The organism is Micromonospora haikouensis (assembly GCF_000876225.1).
GTDB lineage: Bacteria > Actinomycetota > Actinomycetes > Mycobacteriales > Micromonosporaceae > Micromonospora > Micromonospora haikouensis.
On the sequence record NZ_JXSX01000003.1, the window covers coordinates 406,093 to 425,891 of the forward strand.

The following is a 19,799-nucleotide window of genomic DNA, read 5'->3' on the forward strand; positions in this document are numbered from 1 at the left end:
GGTAGACCCCGGGTCCGACACTCGCGCAACATCAGCCCCACGGGTCACCCCTGGGGCTAGGATGAGAGATCAGCTCACTCACCGGGCGGTGGGCCCGGTCGCGGTGGGAGACTTGCCACATGCCCCTCACCGAGCCGCACGACGACAACCTCCCGCAGGAGGAGTCGGTCGCCGCCGTGCGCCACCCCGGTGAGGACGCCCCGACCGCCGGGGCGGGCACCGTGCCCGAGCAGGAGCCAGAGCCGGAGTCCGAGCCGAGGCTGTCGGAGCCCGGGCCGGAGCCCGAGCTGGTGCGGTCGGAGTCCGGGCCGGAACCAGGGCCCGAGTCCGAGCCGGAGCCGACGCTGCCGGAGCCCGTGCGGCAGCGGATCGTCGCGCTCACCGCCGCCGTCCTGCCGGTCCTGCCCGGCGACGAGGTGCCCGTGCCGCTGCGCCGGGTGGCCAAGTTCGCGCCCAACCGGCGGGCCCGGCTGGGCGCGCCGATGATCGCCGCCCAGCTCACCGCCGATCCGCTGTTCCGGCAGCGGATCACCGCCCGGGTGCTCGCCGACTCCGGCGACCTCGGCGCCGCCGTGGTCGCCGGCACCGCCCCGGCCGCGGCCGACCCGGTCGAGGTCGCCGCGCTGGCCTACCTGGCCCGGCCCCGGGGCTGGCGGGAGCTGATCGACGCCAGCGGGGCGGCGGTGCGCGCCGAGGCGGACAAGGCCGTCGTCGACGAGCTGGTCCGCGAGGCCGAGCAGCGCGCCACCCGCGCCGAGCACGACCGGGCCGTGGCCCGGGTCGAGGCCGACAAGCTCCGCGACGAGCTGGCCCGGGTCCGCGACGAGCTCGGCCAGCTCCGCGAGGAGAACCGGCAGCTCGCCCGCACGCTGCGCGAGGCGCAGGCCCGGGAGCGCAGGGCGGCCGAGCTGCTGGCCACCGAGCGGGGCCGGGCCACCCGCGCCGCGACCGAGGCGGACGCCGAGCTGCGTCGCGCCCGGGCCCGGCTGGCCGAGGCCGAGGCGGCGGCCGGGGTGGCCCGCGCCAGTGCCAAGGAGGCCCGCTCCGTCGACGACGCGAAGCTCTGGCTGCTGCTGGAGACGATCGGGCAGGCCGCCGTCGGGTTGCGCCGCGAGCTGGCGCTCGACCCCGTCGACCGGCTCCCCGCCGACTTCGTGGCCGACGCCTTCGCCGACCAGCCCAACGCCACCCCGGCCGGCGCCGCCACCCGGGCCCGCGACACCGACGACCCGGCCCGGCTCGACCAGCTGCTCGCGCTGCCGAAGGCGCACCTGGTGGTGGACGGCTACAACGTGACGAAGCGGGGCTTCGGCGAGATGTCGCTGGAGCAGCAGCGCAAGCGGCTGATCACCGGGCTGGGCGGGATCGCGGCGCAGACCGGGGACGAGGTCACCGTGGTCTTCGACGGCGCCGAGCGGATGCACGGCCTGCCGCCGAGCCCGCGCGGCGTGCGGGTGCTCTTCTCCCGCAAGGGCGAGACCGCCGACGAGCTGATCCGCCGGCTGGTCCGCGCCGAGCCGCCCGGCCGTCCGGTCGTCGTGGTCTCCTCCGACCGCGAGGTCGCCGACGGGGTACGCCGGCACGGCGCGTACCCGCTCGGCGCCGACTCGCTGCTGCGCCGCCTCGCCCGGTCCTGACCGGCCACGCCGCGTAGCGCCCGCCCGCCGGGTCGGGGCTGGCCATGTCGGCGACATGGCGGGGTCGGGGACATGCCGATACCGCCCTGTCCCCGACATGACGACGTGACCACCCCGGTCGGCCCCGCCGCCGTCGGCAATAGGATGAGCGCTCACGGCGGGAGGAGCGACGGATGGGGCGCGCACGAGGCGAGCGCGGGGTGGCCCGGTGACGCCGCGCGGCTGGGCGGTGCTCACCCTCGCCGGGCTCACCGTCGCGCTGCTCGTCGCCGTCGCCCTGCTCGTGCCCTGGCACCGGCCGCCCGCCCCGCGCGCCGACCAGCTCGCCGCCCTGCGGGACCTCCCCGCCGAGCAGGTCGCCCGGGCCCGCGCCTTCCGCGGTGCGCTGCGCCCCGGCGGCTGGGCCGCCCTCGCCGTGGGCCTGCTGGTGGCCCTGGCCGTCGGCCTGACCCCGCTGGGCGGTCGCCTGGTGGAGCTGGTGGCCCGCCCGTTCGGCGGCCACTGGATCGCCCAGGCGGTGCTCGGCGGGCTCGCCGTGCTGCTCGTCGCCGACCTGCTCACCCTGCCGTTCGCCGCCTGGCGGCAGACGATCCTCACCCGCTACGGGCTGAGCACCCAGGGCTGGGCCGGCTGGGCGGCCGACCTGCTCAAGTCGTACGCCGTCAGCGCCGTGATCGGCGCGCTCGCCCTGCTCGGCTTCTACACCGTCGTCCGGCTCGCCCCGCGCTGGTGGTGGGCCCTCGGCGCGGCCGGCGCGGCCGGGCTGGTGGTGCTGTTGTCGTTCGTGCTGCCGGTGCTGGTGGAGCCGGTGTTCAACCGGTTCACCCCGATGGAGCAGGGCCCGCTGCGCACCGAGCTGACGGCCCTGGCGGCCCGCGACGGGGTGCCGGTGCGCGACGTGCTGGTCGCCGACGCGTCCCGGCGCACCCGCGCGGTCAACGCGTACGTCTCCGGGCTCGGGCCGACCCGCCGGGTCGTCGTCTACGACACGCTGCTGCGCGAGGCGACCCCGGCCGAGGTGACCAGCGTCGTCGCGCACGAGCTGGGACACGCCAAGGACCGCGACGTCTGGACGGGCACCCTCACCGGGGCGCTGGGCGCCGCGCTGGGCGTGGTCGTGCTCTACCTGCTCGGCTCCGCCGGCCCGCTGCTGCGCCTGGCCGGCGTCGACTCGATCGCCGAGCCGCGCGCGTTCCCGCTGCTGCTCGCGCTGGTCACGGTGGCGGGCCTGGTGACCGCCCCGGCCCAGGCGCTGGTGTCCCGCCGGGTCGAGGCGCGGGCCGACGCGCACGCCCTCGCCCTCACCGGCGACCCGGCCACCTTCGAGGCGATGCAGCGCCGCCTGGCCGGGGTGAACCTGGCCGACCCCGACCCGCCCCGCTGGGAATACCTCTACTCGGCGTCGCACCCGTCCACGGTCGAGCGGATGGCCGCCGCCCGCGCCTACGCCAGGGAGACCGGCCGATGAGCCGCACGCTGCTGATCACCAACGACTTCCCGCCCCGCCCGGGCGGCATCCAGTCCTTCGTGCACAACCTCGCCGTGCGCCAGCCCACCGGCTCCGTGGTGGTCTACGCCTCCAGTTGGCGGGGGGCGGAGAAGTTCGACGCCGACCAGCCGTTCGAGGTGGTGCGGGAGCGCACCAAGGTGCTGCTGCCCACCCCGCTGATCGCCCGCCGGGCTGCCCGGCTGGCCCGCCGGCACGACTGCGACACCGTCTGGTTCGGGGCGGCTGCCCCGCTCGGGCTGCTCGCCGCCGGGCTGCGCCGCCGCGCCGGGGTCCGCCGGGTGGTCGCCCTGACCCACGGGCACGAGGTGGGGTGGGCGGCGCTGCCCGGTGCCCGCACGGCGCTGCGCCGGATCGGCCGCGGCGCGGACGTGATCACCTACCTGGGGGAGTACACCCGGGTCCGGCTGGAGCGGGCGCTGCACGGCCTGACGGAGCTGCACCGGCTGGCCCCCGGGGTCGACGTCGACACGTACCATCCGTCGGTCGACGGCGAGCCGGTGCGGGCCCGGCTCGGTCTCGCGGACCGGCCGGTGGTGGTCTGCGTCTCCCGCCTGGTGCCGCGCAAGGGCCAGGACATGCTGATCCGGGCCCTGCCGGAGATCCGCCGCCGGGTGCCCGACGCGGCGCTGCTGGTCGTCGGCGGCGGGCCCTACCGGGGCGACCTGGAGAAGCTGGCCCGGCAGACCGGCGTCGAGCGGGACGTCGTCTTCACCGGCTCGGTGCCCGCGGCGGAGCTGCCGGCCCACTACGCGGCCGGCGACGTCTACGCGATGCCCTGCCGCACTCGCAACCGGGGCCTGGACGTCGAGGGGCTCGGCATCGTCTACCTGGAGGCGTCGGCCACGGGCCTGCCGGTGGTGGCCGGCGACTCCGGCGGCGCGCCGGACGCCGTCCGCGAGGGCGAGACGGGGTACGTGGTCCCCGGCCGCGACGTCGCCCAGCTCGCCGACCGGGTGGCCACGCTGCTCGCCGACCGGGACCTGGCCCGGCAGCTCGGCGCGGCGGGCCGGGCGTGGGTGGAGCGGGAGTGGCGCTGGGAGACCCAGGCCGCCCGGCTGGCCGCCCTCCTCGCCGGCTGACCCCGCCGCCTCAGCCGGCGGACAGGCGCTCCAGCAGGCGCGCGGCGGGCGCCGGCTTGCCGAAGTGCCAGCCCTGGGCGGCGTCGCAGCCGATGGCCCGCAGCCGGTCGGCCTGCCCCTCGGTCTCGACCCCCTCGGCCGTCACGGTCAGGTCCAGCGCGTGCGCCAGCGAGACCAGGGAGGCGAGGATCCGCTCGTCGGTGCGGCTCGCCGGGTCGTCCGCGGGGGCGCGCAGCCCCGCGACGAACTCCCCGGCCACCTTCAGCTCGGCCACCGGCAGGTCCCGCAGGTACGCCAGGTTGCAGTAGCCGGTGCCGAAGTCGTCGATGGCGATCCGCACGCCCATGTCGGCCAGCACCCGCAGGGCGCGCACCGGCTCCTCCACCGCGCTCATCATGGTGCTCTCGGTGACCTCCAGCTGGAGCCGCTCGGGCGGCAGGCCGGTGCGTTCGAGGACGTCGCGCACCTCCCGCACCAGCCCGGGGCGGTGCACCTGGCGGACCGCCAGGTTGACGCTGACGAACGGCGCGGCGGCGCCGAACGACGACCAGGACGCCGCCTCCCGGCACGCCTCGGCGAGCACCCAGCTGCCCAGCGGCACGATCAGCCCGGTCTCCTCGGCCAGCTCGATGAAGCTGCCCGGGTAGAGCTTGCCCAGCTCCGGGTGCCGCCAGCGGACCAGCGCCTCGACGCCGAGCACCCGGCCGTCGCGCAGGGACGTCAGCGGCTGGTAGTCGAGGTGGAACTCGCCTCGGTCGAGGGCCGCCGGTATCGCCGCGGACAGGGCGTACCGGGCCAGCTCGCGGCGGCTGCGCTCGACGTCGAACAGCGACCAGCGCGCGCCGCCGTCCGCCTTGGCCCAGTGCAGCGTGGCGTCGGCGGCCCGCATCAGGTCGACCGGGGTGGTGCCGGCCACGGGACGCTCGACGATGCCGATGCTCGCCGACACGGTCAGCTCGTGCCCGTCGACCAGGGCCGGTTCGCTGACCGCCGCGAGCGCCGTCTCGGCCACCTTCACCACGTCGTCGGTGCCCGCCGTGCGTTCGACCAGGATGACGAACTCGTCGCCGCCGAGGCGGGCGACCAGGTGCTCGCCGAGCGCGCGGCGCAGCCGGTCGGCCACCGACACCAGCAGCATGTCGCCGACCTGGTGGCCGAGGGAGTCGTTGACCACCTTGAAGCGGTCCAGGTCGAGAAAGCACACCCCGACCCGGTCCGCGCCCCGGCCGGGGGAGTCGATCGCGGCGGCCAGCCGCTCGGTGAACAGCGTGCGGTTGGGCAGGTCGGTGAGCGGGTCGTGGGTGGCCTGGTGGCGGAACCGGGCCTCGCTGTCCCGCAGGGCCCGCTCGGCCTCCGCACGGGCCACCATCGCGGCCCGGCGGATCGACTCCTGCTCGTCGAGCGTCCGGTCCCGCAGCGCCCGGGCGTAGCCCGTCGCCACGGTGGCCAGCAGCCGGGCCATCCGGTCCTCGACGTCCTCGGTGACCAGCCCCAGGTCGCGCAGCAGCCGGAGCTGGATGACCTCGATGGTCCGGCCCAGGCCCTCGGCGGAGGCGATGTGCGCCGCCACCAGCTCGGCGCCGACCTGGTGGCCGACCCGCACGTCGAACGGCTCGGACACCAGCGCCTCGGCCAGCCGCCCGGTGAGCCGGTGCAGCAACGCCTCCAGCTGGGCCTGCGTCATCGGCAGGTAGCTGGTGCCGGAGACCGCCTTCGCCCAGGCCCGGGCGAACACACTCGGGCAGCAGGCGGGCACCCCCGGGCAGGGGCCGCCGGGGGCTGACGGGCCTGACGGGCCGTCCGGATGCTCACCCACCGAGCCGCCCGACGCCACCCATGAAGACCGCCTTCTCGGCGTCCTCGGTGCTCTCCGGGGTCTCGGGCCGCCACTGCGGCACCCAGACCACCCCCGGGTCGACCAGCGGGAAGCCGTCGAAGAGGGCGGTCAGCTCCCGCCGGCTGCGGATGACCAGCGGGTTGTCGGTGCGCTGGTAGACCGCCTCGGCCTCCTCGCGTTCCCCGGTGTCGTGCCGGTCGTCGTCGCTGGCCTGCGACATCACCAGGTAGCTGCCCGGGGCGAGCGCCGCGCGCAGGGTCCGCAGGATCTCGTCGGGCCGGTCCTCGTCGGGCACGAAGTGCAGCACCGCCACGATCATCACCGCGACCGGCTGGGAGAAGTCGAGCATCCGGTTGACCTCGGGGTGGGCCAGGATCCGCTCCGGGTGGCGCAGGTCCTCCTGCAGGACGACCGCCCGGTCGTTGCCGCTGAGGATCTCCCGGCTGTGCGCCACGGCCACCGGGTCGACGTCGACGTAGACCACCCGGGACTCCGGGGCGATCCGCTGGGCGATCTCGTGCACGTTGCCGACGGTCGGGATGCCGGAGCCGATGTCGAGGAACTGGCGGATGCCCTGCTCGGCGAGGAACTGCACAGCCCGGCGCAGGAACGCCCGGTTGGCCTGGGCCATCAACGGGGCGTCGGGCACCGCGGCCACCATCGCCCGCGCGGCGGCCCGGTCGGCGGCGAAGTTGTGCGAGCCGCCGAGATAGTAGTCGTACATGCGGGCCACGCTGGGGCGCTCGATGTCGATCGTGTCGGGTGCCCAGTCCGGCCGCTGCATGCCCTACCCCTTTTGTCAACGACGCGGGCCACGCCGCCCGCGCGGGTCACCCGGGTATTCTGCCCCGCCCGCCGGGCGGGTGACCAGAGAGGGCCGCCGTCGTCGCGCCCGGCCGGCCGGAGGGTCCCGTTGACCGGACCCGCCGGCCGTCGCGCAAGCCCCCCGGCCGGTGACTGCCGGCCGGGCGGGACGGCGTCAGAACTTCGGGGCGTCGGGCGCTTCGAGCAGGCCGAGCCGCAGCGCCGTCATCAGCGCCTGCGCCCGGTTGGCCGCGCCCAGCTTCTCGTAGAGCTTCGAGATGTGGGTCTTGGCCGTCGACTCGCTGACGAAGAGCTGCTTGGCGATGCCGGCCACGCTCATCCCGTCGGCGAGCAGCCGCAGCACCTGACCCTCGCGCGGGGAGAGCTGCGGGCCGGACGGCGCGAGCCGCCGCTTCATCGCCTCGGCCAGGTCGGCCGCCGTGAACGCGCTCGGCGAGGAGGCGGCGTGCCGGGCGGCGGCCACGACCTCGTCGGCCGGGGCCGTCTTCGGCACGAACGCGCTCGCACCGGCCTCCAGCGCACCGAAGAGCTGGTCGTCGCCCGCGTACATGGTGAGCACGACGATGCCCATCGACGCGCTGGACTTGCGGAGCGCGCGGGTGGCCTCCAGGCCGCTGCCGTCGGGCAGCCGCAGGTCCATGATCACCACGTCGGGCTGGAGGGCACCGGCCTGCCGGACCCCCTCCGCCGCCGTGGCGGCCTCACCGACGACCTCGAACTGCCGGTCACGCTCGAAGGCGTGCCGCAGCCCCTTGCGGATCAGATCGTGATCGTCGACAAGGAGGACCTTGGTGCGGGTCGCCGGTGTCGGGCTTGTGGTCATCCTCGGGTTACTCCCCTTCTGCTGCTGCCGCCTTGCCGCGCACCCTATCGCGCCGGGGCGAGGAGCCGAGCACCACCGCCACGGTCGTGCCACTGGGTTGGCGCGGCCTGATCTCCAATCGGCCCCGGATACGTTCCGCCCTCTCGGCCATGATCGCAAGACCGTAGTGCCCGTCCGTGCGCTGCTCACCGATGCCGTGACCGTCATCCGACACTTCGATCTGCGCGTACGGGGGGTCCACCTCACAGGTGACCCACAGATTCGCCGCCCCGGCGTGCTTGCGGGCGTTGGTGACCGCCTCCTGCGCGATGCGCAACAGTTCGGCCTCGGTCGCGGCGGGCAGCCGCGCGGTGGACTCGTCCAGCGACAGGTGCACCCGCAGCCCGCCGGACGCCCCGACGGTGCGCGCGTACTCGGCGATGGCGGCGGCCAGGCCGCCGTGCCGGTCCACCTCGCTGCGCAGCTCGAACAGGCTCAGCCGCAGCTCGGTGATGACCCGGGTCACCTCGCCGCGCAGGGTGCGCAGCGCCTCGGCCGTCTCCTTCGGGTCCTCCTCCACGTACGCCAGGGCGTTGTCGATGCCGTACCCGACCATGACCAGCTCCTGGGCGACCCCGTCGTGGATCTCCCGGGCCAGCCGCTGCCGCTCCTCGTTGGTGGCCAGCGAACGCACCTCGTCGAACAGCAGCGCGGCCTCCAGCCGCAGCGCCGCCGGGCGGGTCAGCGCGGTCACCCGGGACACCACCGGCGGCGGGTACGCCTGCGCGACGTCCGCCTCCATCACCAGCATGCCGACCGTGCGGACCCCGGCGACCAGCGGCACGATCAGCGCGGAGACGTCGCCGCCGGTGTGCGAGCGGGCCTGCGAGCGGCTGGCGGTCTGCGGCTGCTGGCTGGCCCAGGCGTCGGCGATCGCCGAGTCGGCGTCGAGCGTGGTCTCCCAGTCGACCCGGTCCACGCCCACCTGGGCGAGCACCACCAGCCGGCCGCCGCCGCTGGCGGAGAGCACCGCCGCCCGCTCGGCCCGGGCCACGGTGCGCAGCTCCTCCAGCAGGTGCTCGGAGATGCCGCCCGGGTCGAGGGTCGCCCCCGGCAGCTGCCGGGCCACCGTGCGCAACTGGGTCAGCAGCCGGGTCGCCTCCGCGTACGGCTGGGGCTTGCCCTCGCTGCGGACCCGGATCACCCGGTGCAGGGTGCCGGCGGTGTAGAGGCCCAGGCCGGCGAGGATCAGCCACTGCGCGCAGACCGCCAGGTAGCCCGGCTGGCCGAGCTGCCGGCCGCCGTCGACCTGGGTGAGGGCGGCGCTGATCAGCAGCGTGGCGGCGGTGACGGCGAGCAGCGCCGCGCCCTCGCGGAACCGCCGGCGCAGCGCGGTCACCGTCACCGGGACGGCGAGGTACGGCAGCACGGCCGACGCGCCGAGGCCGCCGATCGTGCCGTTGAGGGTGGTGACCGCGGCGACCTGGCTCGCGGCCAGCCCCAGCACCACCACCTCGGCGAAGCGGCTGAGCGGGCCGAGCAGCCGGTGCTGGGGGGCGAGGACGGCGGGCAGCCCGGCGACGCCGAGCAGGGCGATCCACCAGAGCTGGCCGGCGTCGTGGGTGGCGAAGAGGGTGAGGACGGCGACCAGCGCGAGCATCACCACGCGCGCGGCGGTGGCGAGCGGCTGCGTCGGCGGCCGGGCGGGTGTCGAGGAGTCGGGCACGTGACGGATCGTAGTCAGCGCCGGTAGATCTCCGCGATCTCCGCCGCGTACGTGGTGTGCACGACCTGCCGCTTGACCTTCAGCGACGGGGTGAGCTCCCCGGTGGCCTCGGTGAAGTCGCGCGGCAGGATCCGGAACACCTTGATCGCCTCGGCCTTGGAGACGGCCTGGTTGGCCTGGTCGACCGCGCCCTGCACCTCGGCGCGCAGCGCCTCGTCGTCGCGCAGCTCGTCGACGCCGGTGTCCTCGGGGCGGCCGTGGGCGGCCAGCCACTTCGGCAGCGCCTCCTCGTCGATGGTGACCAGCGCGGCGATGAACGGCTGCCGGTCGCCGACGACGACGCACTGGCTGATCAGCGGGTGCGCCCGGACCTGGTCCTCCAGCACCGCCGGGGCGACGTTCTTGCCGCCGGCGGTCACGATGATCTCCTTCTTGCGGCCGGTGATGCTGAGGAAGCCGTCGGCGTCGAGCTGGCCGAGGTCGCCGGTGCGGAACCAGCCGTCCGCGCTGAGCGCCTCGGCGGTGGCCTCCTCGTTACGCCAGTAGCCCTGGAAGATCAGATCGCCGGAGATCAGGATCTCGCCGTCGTCGGCGATCCGGATGGTCACGCCGGGCAGCGGCCGGCCGACGGTGCCGATCTTCGTGGCGTCGGGCAGGTTCGCGGCGGCGGCGGGGGAGGTCTCGGTCAGCCCGTACCCCTCGCAGATGGTCACCCCGATGCCCCGGAAGAAGTGCCCGAGGCGGGCCCCGAGCGGCGCGCCGCCGGAGATCGCGTCGCGGCACCGGCCGCCGAGGGCGGCCCGCAGCTTGCGGTAGACCAGCTTGTCGAAGACCGCGTGCTGCACGCGCAGCGCCACGCCCGGCCCGCCCGGCGACTCCAGCGCCTCGCTGTACGCCACGGCGACCTGCTCGGCCCGGTCGAAGATCCGGCCCTTGCCGTCGGCCTCGGCCTTCTGCCGGGCACCGTTGTAGACCTTCTCGAAGACCCGGGGCACCGACAGCACGAAGGTCGGCCGGAACGCCTGGAGCTCGGCGACCAGGTTCCTCGTGTCGGCGCAGTGCGCCATGGTGGCCCGGGCCTGCACCACGCCGATCTGGATGAGCCGGGCGAAGGCGTGCGCGAGGGGGAGGAACAGCAGGGTCGACGCGCCCGGGCGCAGGAAGAGGTTCGGCAGCACCGGCACGGCGTTGGCGATGTCGGCGTACATGTTGCGGTGGGTCAGCACGCAGCCCTTGGGCCGGCCGGTGGTGCCGCTGGTGTAGATGATGGTGGCGACGTCGTCGGCCTTGACCCCCGTGCGCCGCCGGTCGATCTCGACCGGGTCGACCGAGGCCCCGGCGGCGACCAGCTCGTCGACCGCGCCCAGCTCGATCTGCCAGAGGTGGGCCAGCTCGGGGAGCCGGTCGCGGACGCCCTCGACGAGGGTGGCGTGGGCGGTCGTCTCGACCACGGCGGCGACGGCGCCGGAGTCGGCCAGGATCCAGGCGGCCTGCTCGGCGCTGGACGTCTCGTAGATCGGCACGGTGACCGCGCCGGCCGCCCAGATGGCGTAGTCGAACAGGGTCCACTCGTAGCGCGTGCGGCTCATCAGGCCGACCCGGTCGCCGGGGGAGACGCCGGCGGCGACCAGCCCCCGGGCCACGGCGACCACCTCGTCGCGGAACTGCCGGCAGGTCACCTCGACCCAGCCGGAGGCCGGCGCGGCGGCGGGGCGGGCGAACTGGACGGCCTCCGGGGCGGTCTCGGCATTGTCCCAGACCGGGTCGGTGAGGTTGGCCGAGTCGCCGACGGTGACGATCGGCGGAACGGAGAACTCGCGCACCTGCACTCCCTCGTGCTCGCACTGGCCGGGCGGGCCGGGGCCCCGGACGGGTCGGCTCTGTCGAAACCTACCCGCCCGCCCAGGTGGGTGCGCCAGGCAGGTTGCCGGGTAGCCTCCCCCCATGGCGGACTCCTCCACCCAGTCGATCGTCATCGGCGCGTCACCGGAGCGGGTGGCGGCGGTCATCTGCGACTTCGCGCGTTACCCGGAATGGACCGACGCGGTGCGCCGGACCGAGGTGGTCGAGGAGTACGAGGACGGCTACGCCAGCCAGGTCCGCTTCACCCTCGACGCCGGGGTGCTGGCCGACGAGTACGTGCTGGCCTACGAGTACGCCGAGGACATCTCCCGCATCGAGTGGCACCTGGTGGCGCCCTCGAAGATGCAGCGCTCCCAGCGCGGGTCGTACGACCTCGTCGGCAACCCCGACGGCACGACCACGGTGACCTACACCCTGGAGGTGGAGCTCTCCGTGGGCATGCTCGGCATGTTTCGCCGCAAGGCCGAGAAAATGATCATGGATGCGGCGTTGAAGCAGCTCAAGCGCCGGGTAGAAGACACCGGTGCGGCGCGGTGACGCGACCGGCTGCGGCACGCCCGGCACGGTAGAGGAGCCGACCATGGGGGGTACGGATCCGGGCTCGGCCCGGGAAGAGGCGGAGCGGCTGGTCGCCACGGTCCTCGCGGCGGCCCGGCTGGCCGCCGCGGGCGCCGGGTCGGGCGGCGGCTCCGGGGCGGGGCCGTGGGGTCCGCTCGGTGGGATCGTGTCCAGTGTCCTCGGTCACAGCACCGGCGGCGCGGCGACCCGACCGGCCACCGGCGGCGGCCACGGTGGTTTCGCCACCGGTGCCGCCGAATGCTGTATCTGTCCGGTCTGCCGCGGTATCGCCGCGTTGCGGGACCCGAGTCCGGAATTCGCCGAGCGGCTCGCCACGGGAGCCGGCGATCTGGCCGCCGGGGTGGCCAGCCTGCTGCGCGCGTTCGCGTCGGCCGACGAGCCCTCCGCCGGTGGCCCACCGCCCGGTGACCCCGCCGCGCCCCCGCCCCGACCGGCGGCTGACCAGGCATCGGGCGATCACGTGTGGCGCGAGGCCACCCGTACCGGGCATGATTCTCACCCGGCGCCGGATGAGGACGTGTGGTCCGCCGCGACCCGGGGGGAGGGTCCGGGCGTTCCGGCCGCCGCCGTGCCGCCCGCCGACGACGCCGGGCCGGACGCGCCGGGGGCTCCCCGGCCGCCGGCCGGCCGACCCGTGGTGCCCGCGTCGCGGGCCCCCGGTGGCGCGGGAGGGGACGCACCAGGCGACGGGGCCTGACCACCGGACATCCCGTCCCACCGGCACGGCCGTACGCCGTGCCGGTGCCGGGCAGCACAGCAGAGGGGAGTGGCAGCGGTGACGCTGACCATCGGAGTCGACGTCGGTGGCACGAAGGTGGCCGGCGGTGTCGTCGATGACACCGGCAACGTACTCGTGCAGGCCCGACGGGACACCCCCGCCGACAACGTGGGCAAGACCCGGGACGTCATCATCGAGGTGGTCACCGAACTCGCCGCCGGCCGGCAGATCGACGCCGTCGGCATCGGCGCGGCCGGCTGGATCGACGCCACCCGCTCCACCGTCCTCTTCGCGCCCAACCTCGCCTGGCGCGACGAGCCCCTGCGCGACTACGTCAGCCGGGCCACCGGTCTGCCCGTGATCGTCGAGAACGACGGGAACGTCGCCGCCTGGGCCGAGTTCCGCTACGGCGCGGCCCGCCACGCCGACGACTCCATGGTCATGTTCACCATCGGCACCGGCGTCGGCGGCGGCATCGTGCTCGGCGGCGAGCTGGTGCGCGGCGCCCACGGCATCGCCGCCGAACTGGGCCACATGCTCACCGTCCCCGACGGCCACCAGTGCGGCTGCGGCCGGCTCGGCTGCATCGAGCAGTACGCCAGCGGCAGCGCCCTGGTGCGCTTCGCCCGCGCTGCCGCCCGGCAGGAGCCGCACCGGGCCGTCGCCCTGCTGGAGCTGGCCGGCGGCGAGGCCGAGGCGGTCACCGGCCCGATGGTGACCGCCGCCGCCCAGGGCGGCGACCCCGTCTCCGCCGAGGCGTTCGCGCAGGTCGGGCGCTGGCTCGGCACCAGCCTCGCCGACATGGCGCAGATCCTCGACCCGCAGGTCCTCGTCGTCGGCGGCGGCGTCGTCGACGCGGGCGACCTGCTGCTCGGCCCGACCCGGCGTTCCTTCACCGACGCGCTGGCCCAGCGCAGCCGGCTCCCCGTCGCCGAGGTGCTCCCCGCCGAGCTGGGCAACACCGCCGGCGTCATCGGCGCCGCCGACCTGGCCCGCCGGCTGTAGGGCGGGCCGGGATGACCGAGACTGGCCGGGGGGCCGAGGCCCCGGGCGGCGTGCCGCTGCGCGTCGTGTCGTACAACGTGCACAGCCAGCGCGACGACCAGGCCGCGCTGGCGGCGGTGGTCCGCGCGGTCGCCCCCGACGTGGTGATCGTGCAGGAGGCGCCCCGGCGGTTCCGGTGGCGGCAGAAGTGCGCGTCGCTGGCCGAGTCGTTCGGGCTGGTCGTCGCCGTCGGCGGCCTGCCGTCGCTGGGCAACCTGCTGCTGACCAGCCTGCGGGTGCGGGTGGCCGACACCCGTTGCCAGCGCTACCCGCTGACCCCGGGCCGGCACATGCGCGGCGCCGCGTACGCCGACTGCCGCGTCGGCGGGGCCCGGTTCCTGCTGGCCGGCTCGCACCTGTCCACCGACCCGGCCGAGCGCCCCGCGCAGGCGGCGGCGTTCAAGGGGGAGCTGGCCGCCGCCGACCTGCCCGTGGTGGCCGGCGCCGACCTCAACGAGGGCCCGGACGGCCCGGCGTGGGCGACCGTCGGCGCGGGGCTGACCGACGCGGCGGTCGCGGCCGACCGCGCCGACCGGCTCACCTACTCGTGCGCCGACCCGCGCCGCCGCATCGACGCCGTCTTCGTCGACCCCCGGATCACCGTGGTCGACTACGACGTGGTGGACACCCCGCAGGCCCGCCTGGCCAGCGACCACTTCCCGGTCGTGGTCGACCTGCTGCTGCCCGCCGCCGGCTGACGGGCCGCGCGACCCACCGTCCACAGGGACTGGACAAACCGGTCGGGTTACCGGAAGGATTTCGCAGCGACCCGGCTCATGCCGCGCATGAGGAGAATGATTTCCGGCACTCGTGCCGCACATAAGGAGAATCCGGTGTCCCCCTCCACCGACCCCGGCCGTCCCGAGCCGGACGCGACGACGCTCGCCCCGCCCCGGGACGCCCGACCGGTCTCCGACCGAGGCGACACGGTCTGCGTCATCGGGGCCGGGGCCAGCGGCCTCACGGCCGTGAAGAACCTGCGCGAGCACGGCTTCGGCGTCGACTGCTACGAGCGGGAGACCGGCGTCGGCGGCGCGTGGAACTGGCGCCACGACCGCAGCCCCGTCTACGCCAGCACCCACCTGATCTCGTCGCGGCCGTTCACCCAGTTCCCCGACTTCCCGATGCCGGACGACTGGCCGGACTACCCGCACCACAGCCAGGTGCTGACCTACTTCGAGCGCTACGCCGACCACTTCGACCTGCGCCAGCACATCTGGTTCGGCACCGAGGTGATCCGGGTCGAGCCGGTCGACGGCGACCGCTGGGACGTCACCACCCGCAGCACCGGCGGGTACGGCCCCGAGCGCACCTCCCGGTACGCCGCCGTGGTCGTCGCCAACGGCCACAACTGGTCGCCGAAGCTGCCCCGCTACGAGGGGCTGGAGGAGTTCCGGGGCGAGATCATGCACGCCTCGTCGTACAAGGACCCGGCGCAACTGCGCGGCAAGCGGGTGCTGGTCGTCGGGGCCGGCAACACCGGCTGCGACATCGCCGTCGAGGCGGCCCAGCAGGCGTCCCACTGCTGGCACTCCACCCGCCGCGGCTACTGGTACGCCCCCAAGTACGTCCTCGGCCGCCCCGCCGACCAGGTCAACGACAGCCTGCTCGCCCTGCGGGTGCCGCTGCGCGTGCGGCAGTGGCTCTACCACTGGACGCTGCGGCTCACCGTCGGCGACCTGACCCGGTTCGGCCTGCCCAAGCCCGACCACCGGGTCTACGAGACCCACCCCATCGCCAACAGTCAGCTCGTCTACCACGTCGGCCACGGCCAGATCACCCCCGTGCCGGACGTGGCCCGGTTCCACGCCAAGGCCGTCGAGCTGACCGACGGCCGCGAGATCGACCCGGAGCTGGTCGTCTTCGCCACCGGCTACCTGCCGCGCTTCGAGTTCCTCGACCCCCGGGTGCTCGGCGCGGACGAGGCGGGCCGGCCCCGGCTGTGGCTCAACGCGTTCGTCCCCGGCCACCCGACGCTCGCCGTCACCGGTCTGGTCCAGCCCGACTCGGGGATCTTCACCCTGTCGCACTGGCAGACCGTCCTGTTCGCCCGGCTGCTCGCGCTGCGCGTGCGCCGACCGGAGCGGGCCGCCGCGTTCGCGCAGCGGGTCACCGCCGGGGCCGGCGAGCGCTATTCGGGGAAGGTCAAGGACAGCAGCCGGCACTGGTTCGAGGTGGGCCACGCCGACTACCTGCGCGCCGTCCAGCGCGCCATGCACGAGCTGGAGGACAAGTGAGCCGGCAGCAGCGGGTGCGGATCATGCGCGGCCGGGAGTGGGCCCGGCCCGTCCGTCCGGCCCGGCGCGAGGTGCTCAGCGCGCTCCCCGAGGTCGAGCAGGGCCGCCCGCCGCTGCTGTTCGTGCCCGGCTTCGGCCACGGCGCGTGGGCGTTCGCCGAACACTGGCTCGGCCACGCCGCCGGTCGCGGCTTCCCGGCGTACGCGCTGAGCCTGCGCGGCCACGGCGGCAGCGAGCCGGCGCCGGAGGCGACGCTGCGGGCGTACACCCATGACGTGACGCAGGTGGCGGCGGGCCTGCCGCGCCAGGCGGTGCTGGTGGGGCACGGCGCCGGGGCCCTGGTGGTGCGGCACGCCCTGGCCCGCTATCCGGCGCGGGCGGCGGTGCTGGCGGCCCCGGTGCTCGGCGACTGGGCGACGCTCGGCACGGCGCTGCGCCGCAACCCCGGCGGCACCCTGCCCGCGTTCGTCGGCGCGGGGCTGCGGCTGAGCCGCCGGCAGCTGTTCAGCCGCGAGCTGCCCGACGCCGAGGCCCGCCGGTACGCCGCCCGGATCGGCCACGCCGGCCGGCGTGCCCAGTGGCAGCTGCTGACCCACCGCGACCCGGAGCCGGCCGTGGGCGACCCGCCCGTGCTGGTCGTGGGCAGCCCCGACGACCGGGTGGTCCCGCCGGCCGCGCTGACCCGGGCCGCCCGCCGGCACGGCGGCGCGCCGCTGCTCTTCCCCGGCATGGGGCACGACCTGATGCTCGACGTCCGCTGGCGGGAGCCGATCGACGCGATCCTGGACTGGCTGGAGAAGGAACACCCGCCGGCCTGACCCGCTGCCTGCCTGACCCGCTGCCGGCGCGGCCCGCGGTGCGGGGTGCGCCGGCAGCGGCCGGTGGTGCGGAGCGCCCGGTCAGCCGGTGGGGGCGAGGTGGGTCAGCAGCGACCCGCCGTCGTCGAGGGCGCTGAGGTAGGAGCGGGCCCACGCCCGGATGTCGTTGCGGTGCAGGTGCTCGCGCATCGCCCGCATCCGCGGCGTGACGTCGGCCGGGTCGGCCTCGAGCGCCGAGAGCAGCCCCTGCTTGAGCCCCTCCAGGTCGTGCGGGTTGACCAGGTGCGCCTGCGGCAGCTCGGCCGCCGACCCGGCGAACTCGCTGAGCAGCAGCGACCCCGTGTCGTCGACCCGGGCCGCCACGTATTCCTTCGCGACGAGGTTCATGCCGTCGCGCAGCGGGGTCACCGCCATCACGTCGGCGACCCGGTAGAGCGCCGCCAGCTCCGCCCGGTCGAACGGCTGGGTGAGGTAGTGGATGGCCGGCTCGCCCACCCGGCCGAACTCGCCGTTGATCCGCCCCACCTCGCGCTCGACCCGGTCGCGGAGGATCTGGTATTGCGTGACCCGCTCCCGGCTGGGCACCGCCACCTGCACCAGCACCGTGTCGCGCACCTTGACGTGCCCGCTGGCCAACAGCTCGCTGTAGGCCTTGAGCCGCTGCTCGATGCCCTTGGTGTAGTCCATCCGGTCGACGCTGAGGATGACGTGGTCGGGGTCGCCGAGGTCGTGGCGCAGCCGCTGGGCCCGCGCCACCACGTCGGGGCGGGCGGCCAGCGCGGCCATCTCGGCGGTGTCGATCGAGACCGGGAACGCCCCGATGCGGACCACCCGGTCGCCGACGCCGATGCGCCGGTCGGTCGCCGGCAGCTCCAGCACCTTGGCCACCAGCTGGGCGAAGTTGTGCGCGGCCTGGGCACGCTGGAAGCCGATCAGGTCGGCGCCGAGCATGCCGCGCAGCAGCTCGGCCCGGCGGGGGAGCTGCATGAACAGCTCCGGCGGCGGGAACGGCACGTGCAGGAAGAAACCGATCCGCAGGTCGGGGCGCAGCTCGCGCAGCAGGCCGGGCACCAGTTGCAGGTGGTAGTCCTGCACCCAGACCACCGCGCCCTGCTCGGCCGCCTCGGCGGTCGCCTCGGCGAACCGCTGGTTGACCCGCTGGTACGCCTCCCACCAGCGGCGGTGGTATTCCGGCTGCTCCACCGCGTCGTGGTAGAGCGGCCACAGGGTCGAGTTGGCGAAGCCCTCGTAGTGGTCGCGGAAGTCCTCGCCGCTTAGCGGCACGGTGCGCATCCGCACGCTGCCGATGTCGGGCAGGCTCGGCGCCGGCCCGGTGCCGCCGGCCCAGCCGACCCAGGTGGCCGGCGTGTGCCGCAGCAGGGGATGCAGGGCGCTCACCAGCCCGCCGGGGCTGCGTCGCCATTCGCAGGCGCCGTCGGGCGCCACACTGTCGTCGATGGGCAGGCGGTTGGCCACCACCACGAGGGAACTCTGTCGCATCTCGGGCATTCCGATCAGCAGAGACCGACCACCGCTAGCAAGGAACAACCGGGCAGCCAGTGCGGGAAGTGACGTACAGCGGTATTCCTACTGACAGTAAGTTACACCACTGTTACGCCCCACGCCGGGGGCGGTGCGCGTCCCGCAATTCGGGCATCCGCCGTCCGCCTGTGGGGACGGGTCGCTACCCGGCGTATGGGGCCCGGTCAGACGCGGGCGCCGTCGTCGGGGTCGTCGTCGGAGTCGCCGGGGCGCAGCCGCCAGATCAGCGTCACGAAGCCGGCCAGGATGCCGGTGAAGCCGAGCAGGGTCACCACGGACGGGTCCACCGGCAGCAGCGTCGGCTCCAGGAAGAGCACGAACCCGGCGACGATGGCCAGCACGCCGGCCACCGCGTACTTGGAGACGCGGGGCAGCGGCGGTGGCGGCGGCGGGGTGTAGCGCTCGTCGGCGTCGTCGGGCAGGCCGGCGCCGAAGGTGTCCAGCCCGTCCAACAGGGACGGCTCGTCCTGCCGTCCCCCGCCGACGGAGACGCCCGAGACGTCGGCGGCCCACGGCAGCCGGCGTACGTCGGTGGCGGTGCCGCCCTCGTCCGCGCCGACCCGGCCGGTCGTGCCGGCCGGCTGCTCGTCGGGCTCGTCGTCGATGTCCTCGGCGGCGGGCCAGGGGTGCGCCCCGGCGGCCGGCGCGGTGTGGAAGCCGGCCACGATACGGGCCCACTCGGCGTCGACGTCGGGCTCGTCGCGGGCCGGCGCGGCCGGGGCCTCCTCGGCGAGCTGGGTCAGGTAGTCGCGCGCGGTCGTCAGGTGGGAGCGGTCGACGTAGAGCCGGTCCACGGGGCGGGCCGGGACGGTGGTGGTGCGGGTGACCGGGTTCAGGTCGGCCGACGGCTGCAGGTACGCGGCGATGCCGCCCGCGGCCAGCACGTCGAGCAGGTGCTCGCCCACGCGCGGATCCACGTCGCCGGCGACCGCGTACTCGCTCGCGTCGAGCCCGTTGTCCCGCCGTCCCCGGCGGGCCCTACCCGCTGACACCGGACACCCTCCCTCGCGCACCTCCCGGTGCGGTAAGCACCCGACGCCCCGCACGCCGTGCCCTGAATCGTGACACGTCAGGGCCCCCTTCCGGGAGTGCGTTGTGGCGCGCCGTACGAAGTAAGGCCCCTGCCGCAGGTCGGGGCGGGGCCTCAATGTCGGTTTTCGCTAATCGCTTGCCAACAGAAGCCCCGCGCCCCGGCCCACCACCAGCACCGCCCGGCCGACCCGCCCCTGCCGACACCTACGCAGCTGAGTCGAATACGACATCACCCCCGCGCCCCACCCCACCCCCACCGTCCCGCCCAGCCCACCGTCCCACCGTCCCACCGTCCCGCCCGTCCCCCGGGCCGGTGATCAAGAGAAAAGCGTCAGAGTTGATCTCTGCGATGACACAATTCTCTTGATCACCGGCCCGGGGGGCAGCACGGGCGGGGGTCGGCAGGCAGGGGGCGCGGAGGCGCGGGCGGGGCGGGAGGGGCGGGGAGGGGGCTTCGGGTGGTCGGTGATGTCGTATGTGACTCAGCTGCGTAGGCGCCGCATCGCAGGTGCGGCTCTCGCCCCCTCGCGTTCTCGCCTACGTGGCGGAG

At 75.2% G+C, this 19,799-nt stretch carries 16 protein-coding genes; 9 read left to right on the forward strand and 7 right to left on the reverse strand.

Translation table 11 applies throughout. The features are described 5' to 3' along the window. Positions 1-287 precede the first annotated feature (287 nt). The 3 genes from TK50_RS23470 to TK50_RS23480 all read left to right on the forward strand — a co-directional run bounded on the left by TK50_RS23470 (position 288) and on the right by TK50_RS23480 (position 4,226). Positions 288-1,637, forward strand: coding sequence for an NYN domain-containing protein (locus TK50_RS23470; RefSeq protein ID WP_374199678.1), 1,350 nt, complete (start codon positions 288-290; stop codon positions 1,635-1,637). A gap of 208 nt (positions 1,638-1,845) precedes the next feature. Further along, the gene (locus TK50_RS23475) at positions 1,846-3,105 is read left to right on the forward strand and encodes a M48 family metallopeptidase (protein WP_043967190.1); all 1,260 of its coding nucleotides are present in this window, start codon (positions 1,846-1,848) and stop codon (positions 3,103-3,105) included. Beyond that, entirely contained in the window at positions 3,102-4,226 is a 1,125-nt protein-coding gene (locus TK50_RS23480) for a glycosyltransferase family 4 protein (RefSeq protein WP_043967192.1), read from the forward strand. The genes TK50_RS23475 and TK50_RS23480 overlap by 4 nt, the downstream gene beginning before the upstream one ends. A 10-nt stretch (positions 4,227-4,236) precedes the next feature. Here the strand turns inward: TK50_RS23480 and TK50_RS23485 are convergent, their stop codons facing one another. The 5 genes from TK50_RS23485 to TK50_RS23505 form a co-directional block, all read right to left on the reverse strand. Beyond that, positions 4,237-6,060, reverse strand: coding sequence for a putative bifunctional diguanylate cyclase/phosphodiesterase (locus TK50_RS23485; RefSeq protein ID WP_374199662.1), 1,824 nt, complete (start codon positions 6,058-6,060; stop codon positions 4,237-4,239). Then, a complete protein-coding gene (locus tag TK50_RS23490) occupies positions 6,035-6,847 on the reverse strand; it encodes an SAM-dependent methyltransferase (protein ID WP_043967194.1) in 813 nt (270 codons plus the stop codon). Before TK50_RS23490 ends, TK50_RS23485 begins: the two co-directional genes overlap by 26 nt. Before the next feature lie 195 nt (positions 6,848-7,042). After that, complete coding sequence (locus tag TK50_RS23495) at positions 7,043-7,711, reverse strand: response regulator transcription factor (RefSeq protein WP_007072219.1); 669 nt, start codon at positions 7,709-7,711, stop codon at positions 7,043-7,045. A gap of 7 nt (positions 7,712-7,718) precedes the next feature. Next, complete coding sequence (locus tag TK50_RS23500) at positions 7,719-9,356, reverse strand: sensor histidine kinase (RefSeq protein ID WP_043969287.1); 1,638 nt, start codon at positions 9,354-9,356, stop codon at positions 7,719-7,721. Between the two features lie 74 nt (positions 9,357-9,430). After that, on the reverse strand, positions 9,431-11,239 hold the full coding sequence (locus TK50_RS23505; RefSeq protein ID WP_043969288.1) for an AMP-dependent synthetase/ligase: 1,809 nt from the start codon (positions 11,237-11,239) through the stop codon (positions 9,431-9,433). 121 nt (positions 11,240-11,360) lie between these two features. Between TK50_RS23505 and TK50_RS23510 the strand changes: the two genes are divergently transcribed. From TK50_RS23510 to TK50_RS23535, 6 genes are all read left to right on the forward strand, one after another. Further along, positions 11,361-11,816 (forward strand): SRPBCC family protein, encoded by a 456-nt coding sequence (locus tag TK50_RS23510; RefSeq protein ID WP_043967200.1) that lies wholly within the window; start codon positions 11,361-11,363, stop codon positions 11,814-11,816. 43 nt (positions 11,817-11,859) lie between these two features. Beyond that, positions 11,860-12,555 (forward strand): hypothetical protein, encoded by a 696-nt coding sequence (locus TK50_RS35085; RefSeq protein WP_043969289.1) that lies wholly within the window; start codon positions 11,860-11,862, stop codon positions 12,553-12,555. A 69-nt stretch (positions 12,556-12,624) separates the two neighbouring features. Beyond that, positions 12,625-13,581: an ROK family glucokinase gene (locus tag TK50_RS23520; protein ID WP_176734398.1), complete on the forward strand. Its 957-nt coding sequence runs from the start codon at positions 12,625-12,627 to the stop codon at positions 13,579-13,581. An 11-nt stretch (positions 13,582-13,592) separates the two neighbouring features. After that, complete coding sequence (locus TK50_RS23525) at positions 13,593-14,318, forward strand: endonuclease/exonuclease/phosphatase family protein (protein WP_043967203.1); 726 nt, start codon at positions 13,593-13,595, stop codon at positions 14,316-14,318. A 135-nt stretch (positions 14,319-14,453) separates the two neighbouring features. Next, entirely contained in the window at positions 14,454-15,857 is a 1,404-nt protein-coding gene (locus TK50_RS23530) for a flavin-containing monooxygenase (RefSeq protein WP_043967205.1), read from the forward strand. 23 nt (positions 15,858-15,880) lie between these two features. Continuing rightward, on the forward strand, positions 15,881-16,675 hold the full coding sequence (locus TK50_RS23535) for an alpha/beta hydrolase (protein ID WP_043969290.1): 795 nt from the start codon (positions 15,881-15,883) through the stop codon (positions 16,673-16,675). A gap of 81 nt (positions 16,676-16,756) precedes the next feature. On the opposite strand, the gene TK50_RS23540 is transcribed toward TK50_RS23535, so the two are convergent. Next, complete coding sequence (locus TK50_RS23540; RefSeq protein WP_043969291.1) at positions 16,757-18,175, reverse strand: alpha,alpha-trehalose-phosphate synthase (UDP-forming); 1,419 nt, start codon at positions 18,173-18,175, stop codon at positions 16,757-16,759. Between the two features lie 206 nt (positions 18,176-18,381). After that, positions 18,382-19,209 carry a hypothetical protein gene (locus tag TK50_RS23545; protein ID WP_043967206.1) on the reverse strand — a complete coding sequence of 276 codons (828 nt, stop codon included), beginning with the start codon at positions 19,207-19,209 and terminating at the stop codon, positions 18,382-18,384. Positions 19,210-19,799 lie beyond the last annotated feature (590 nt).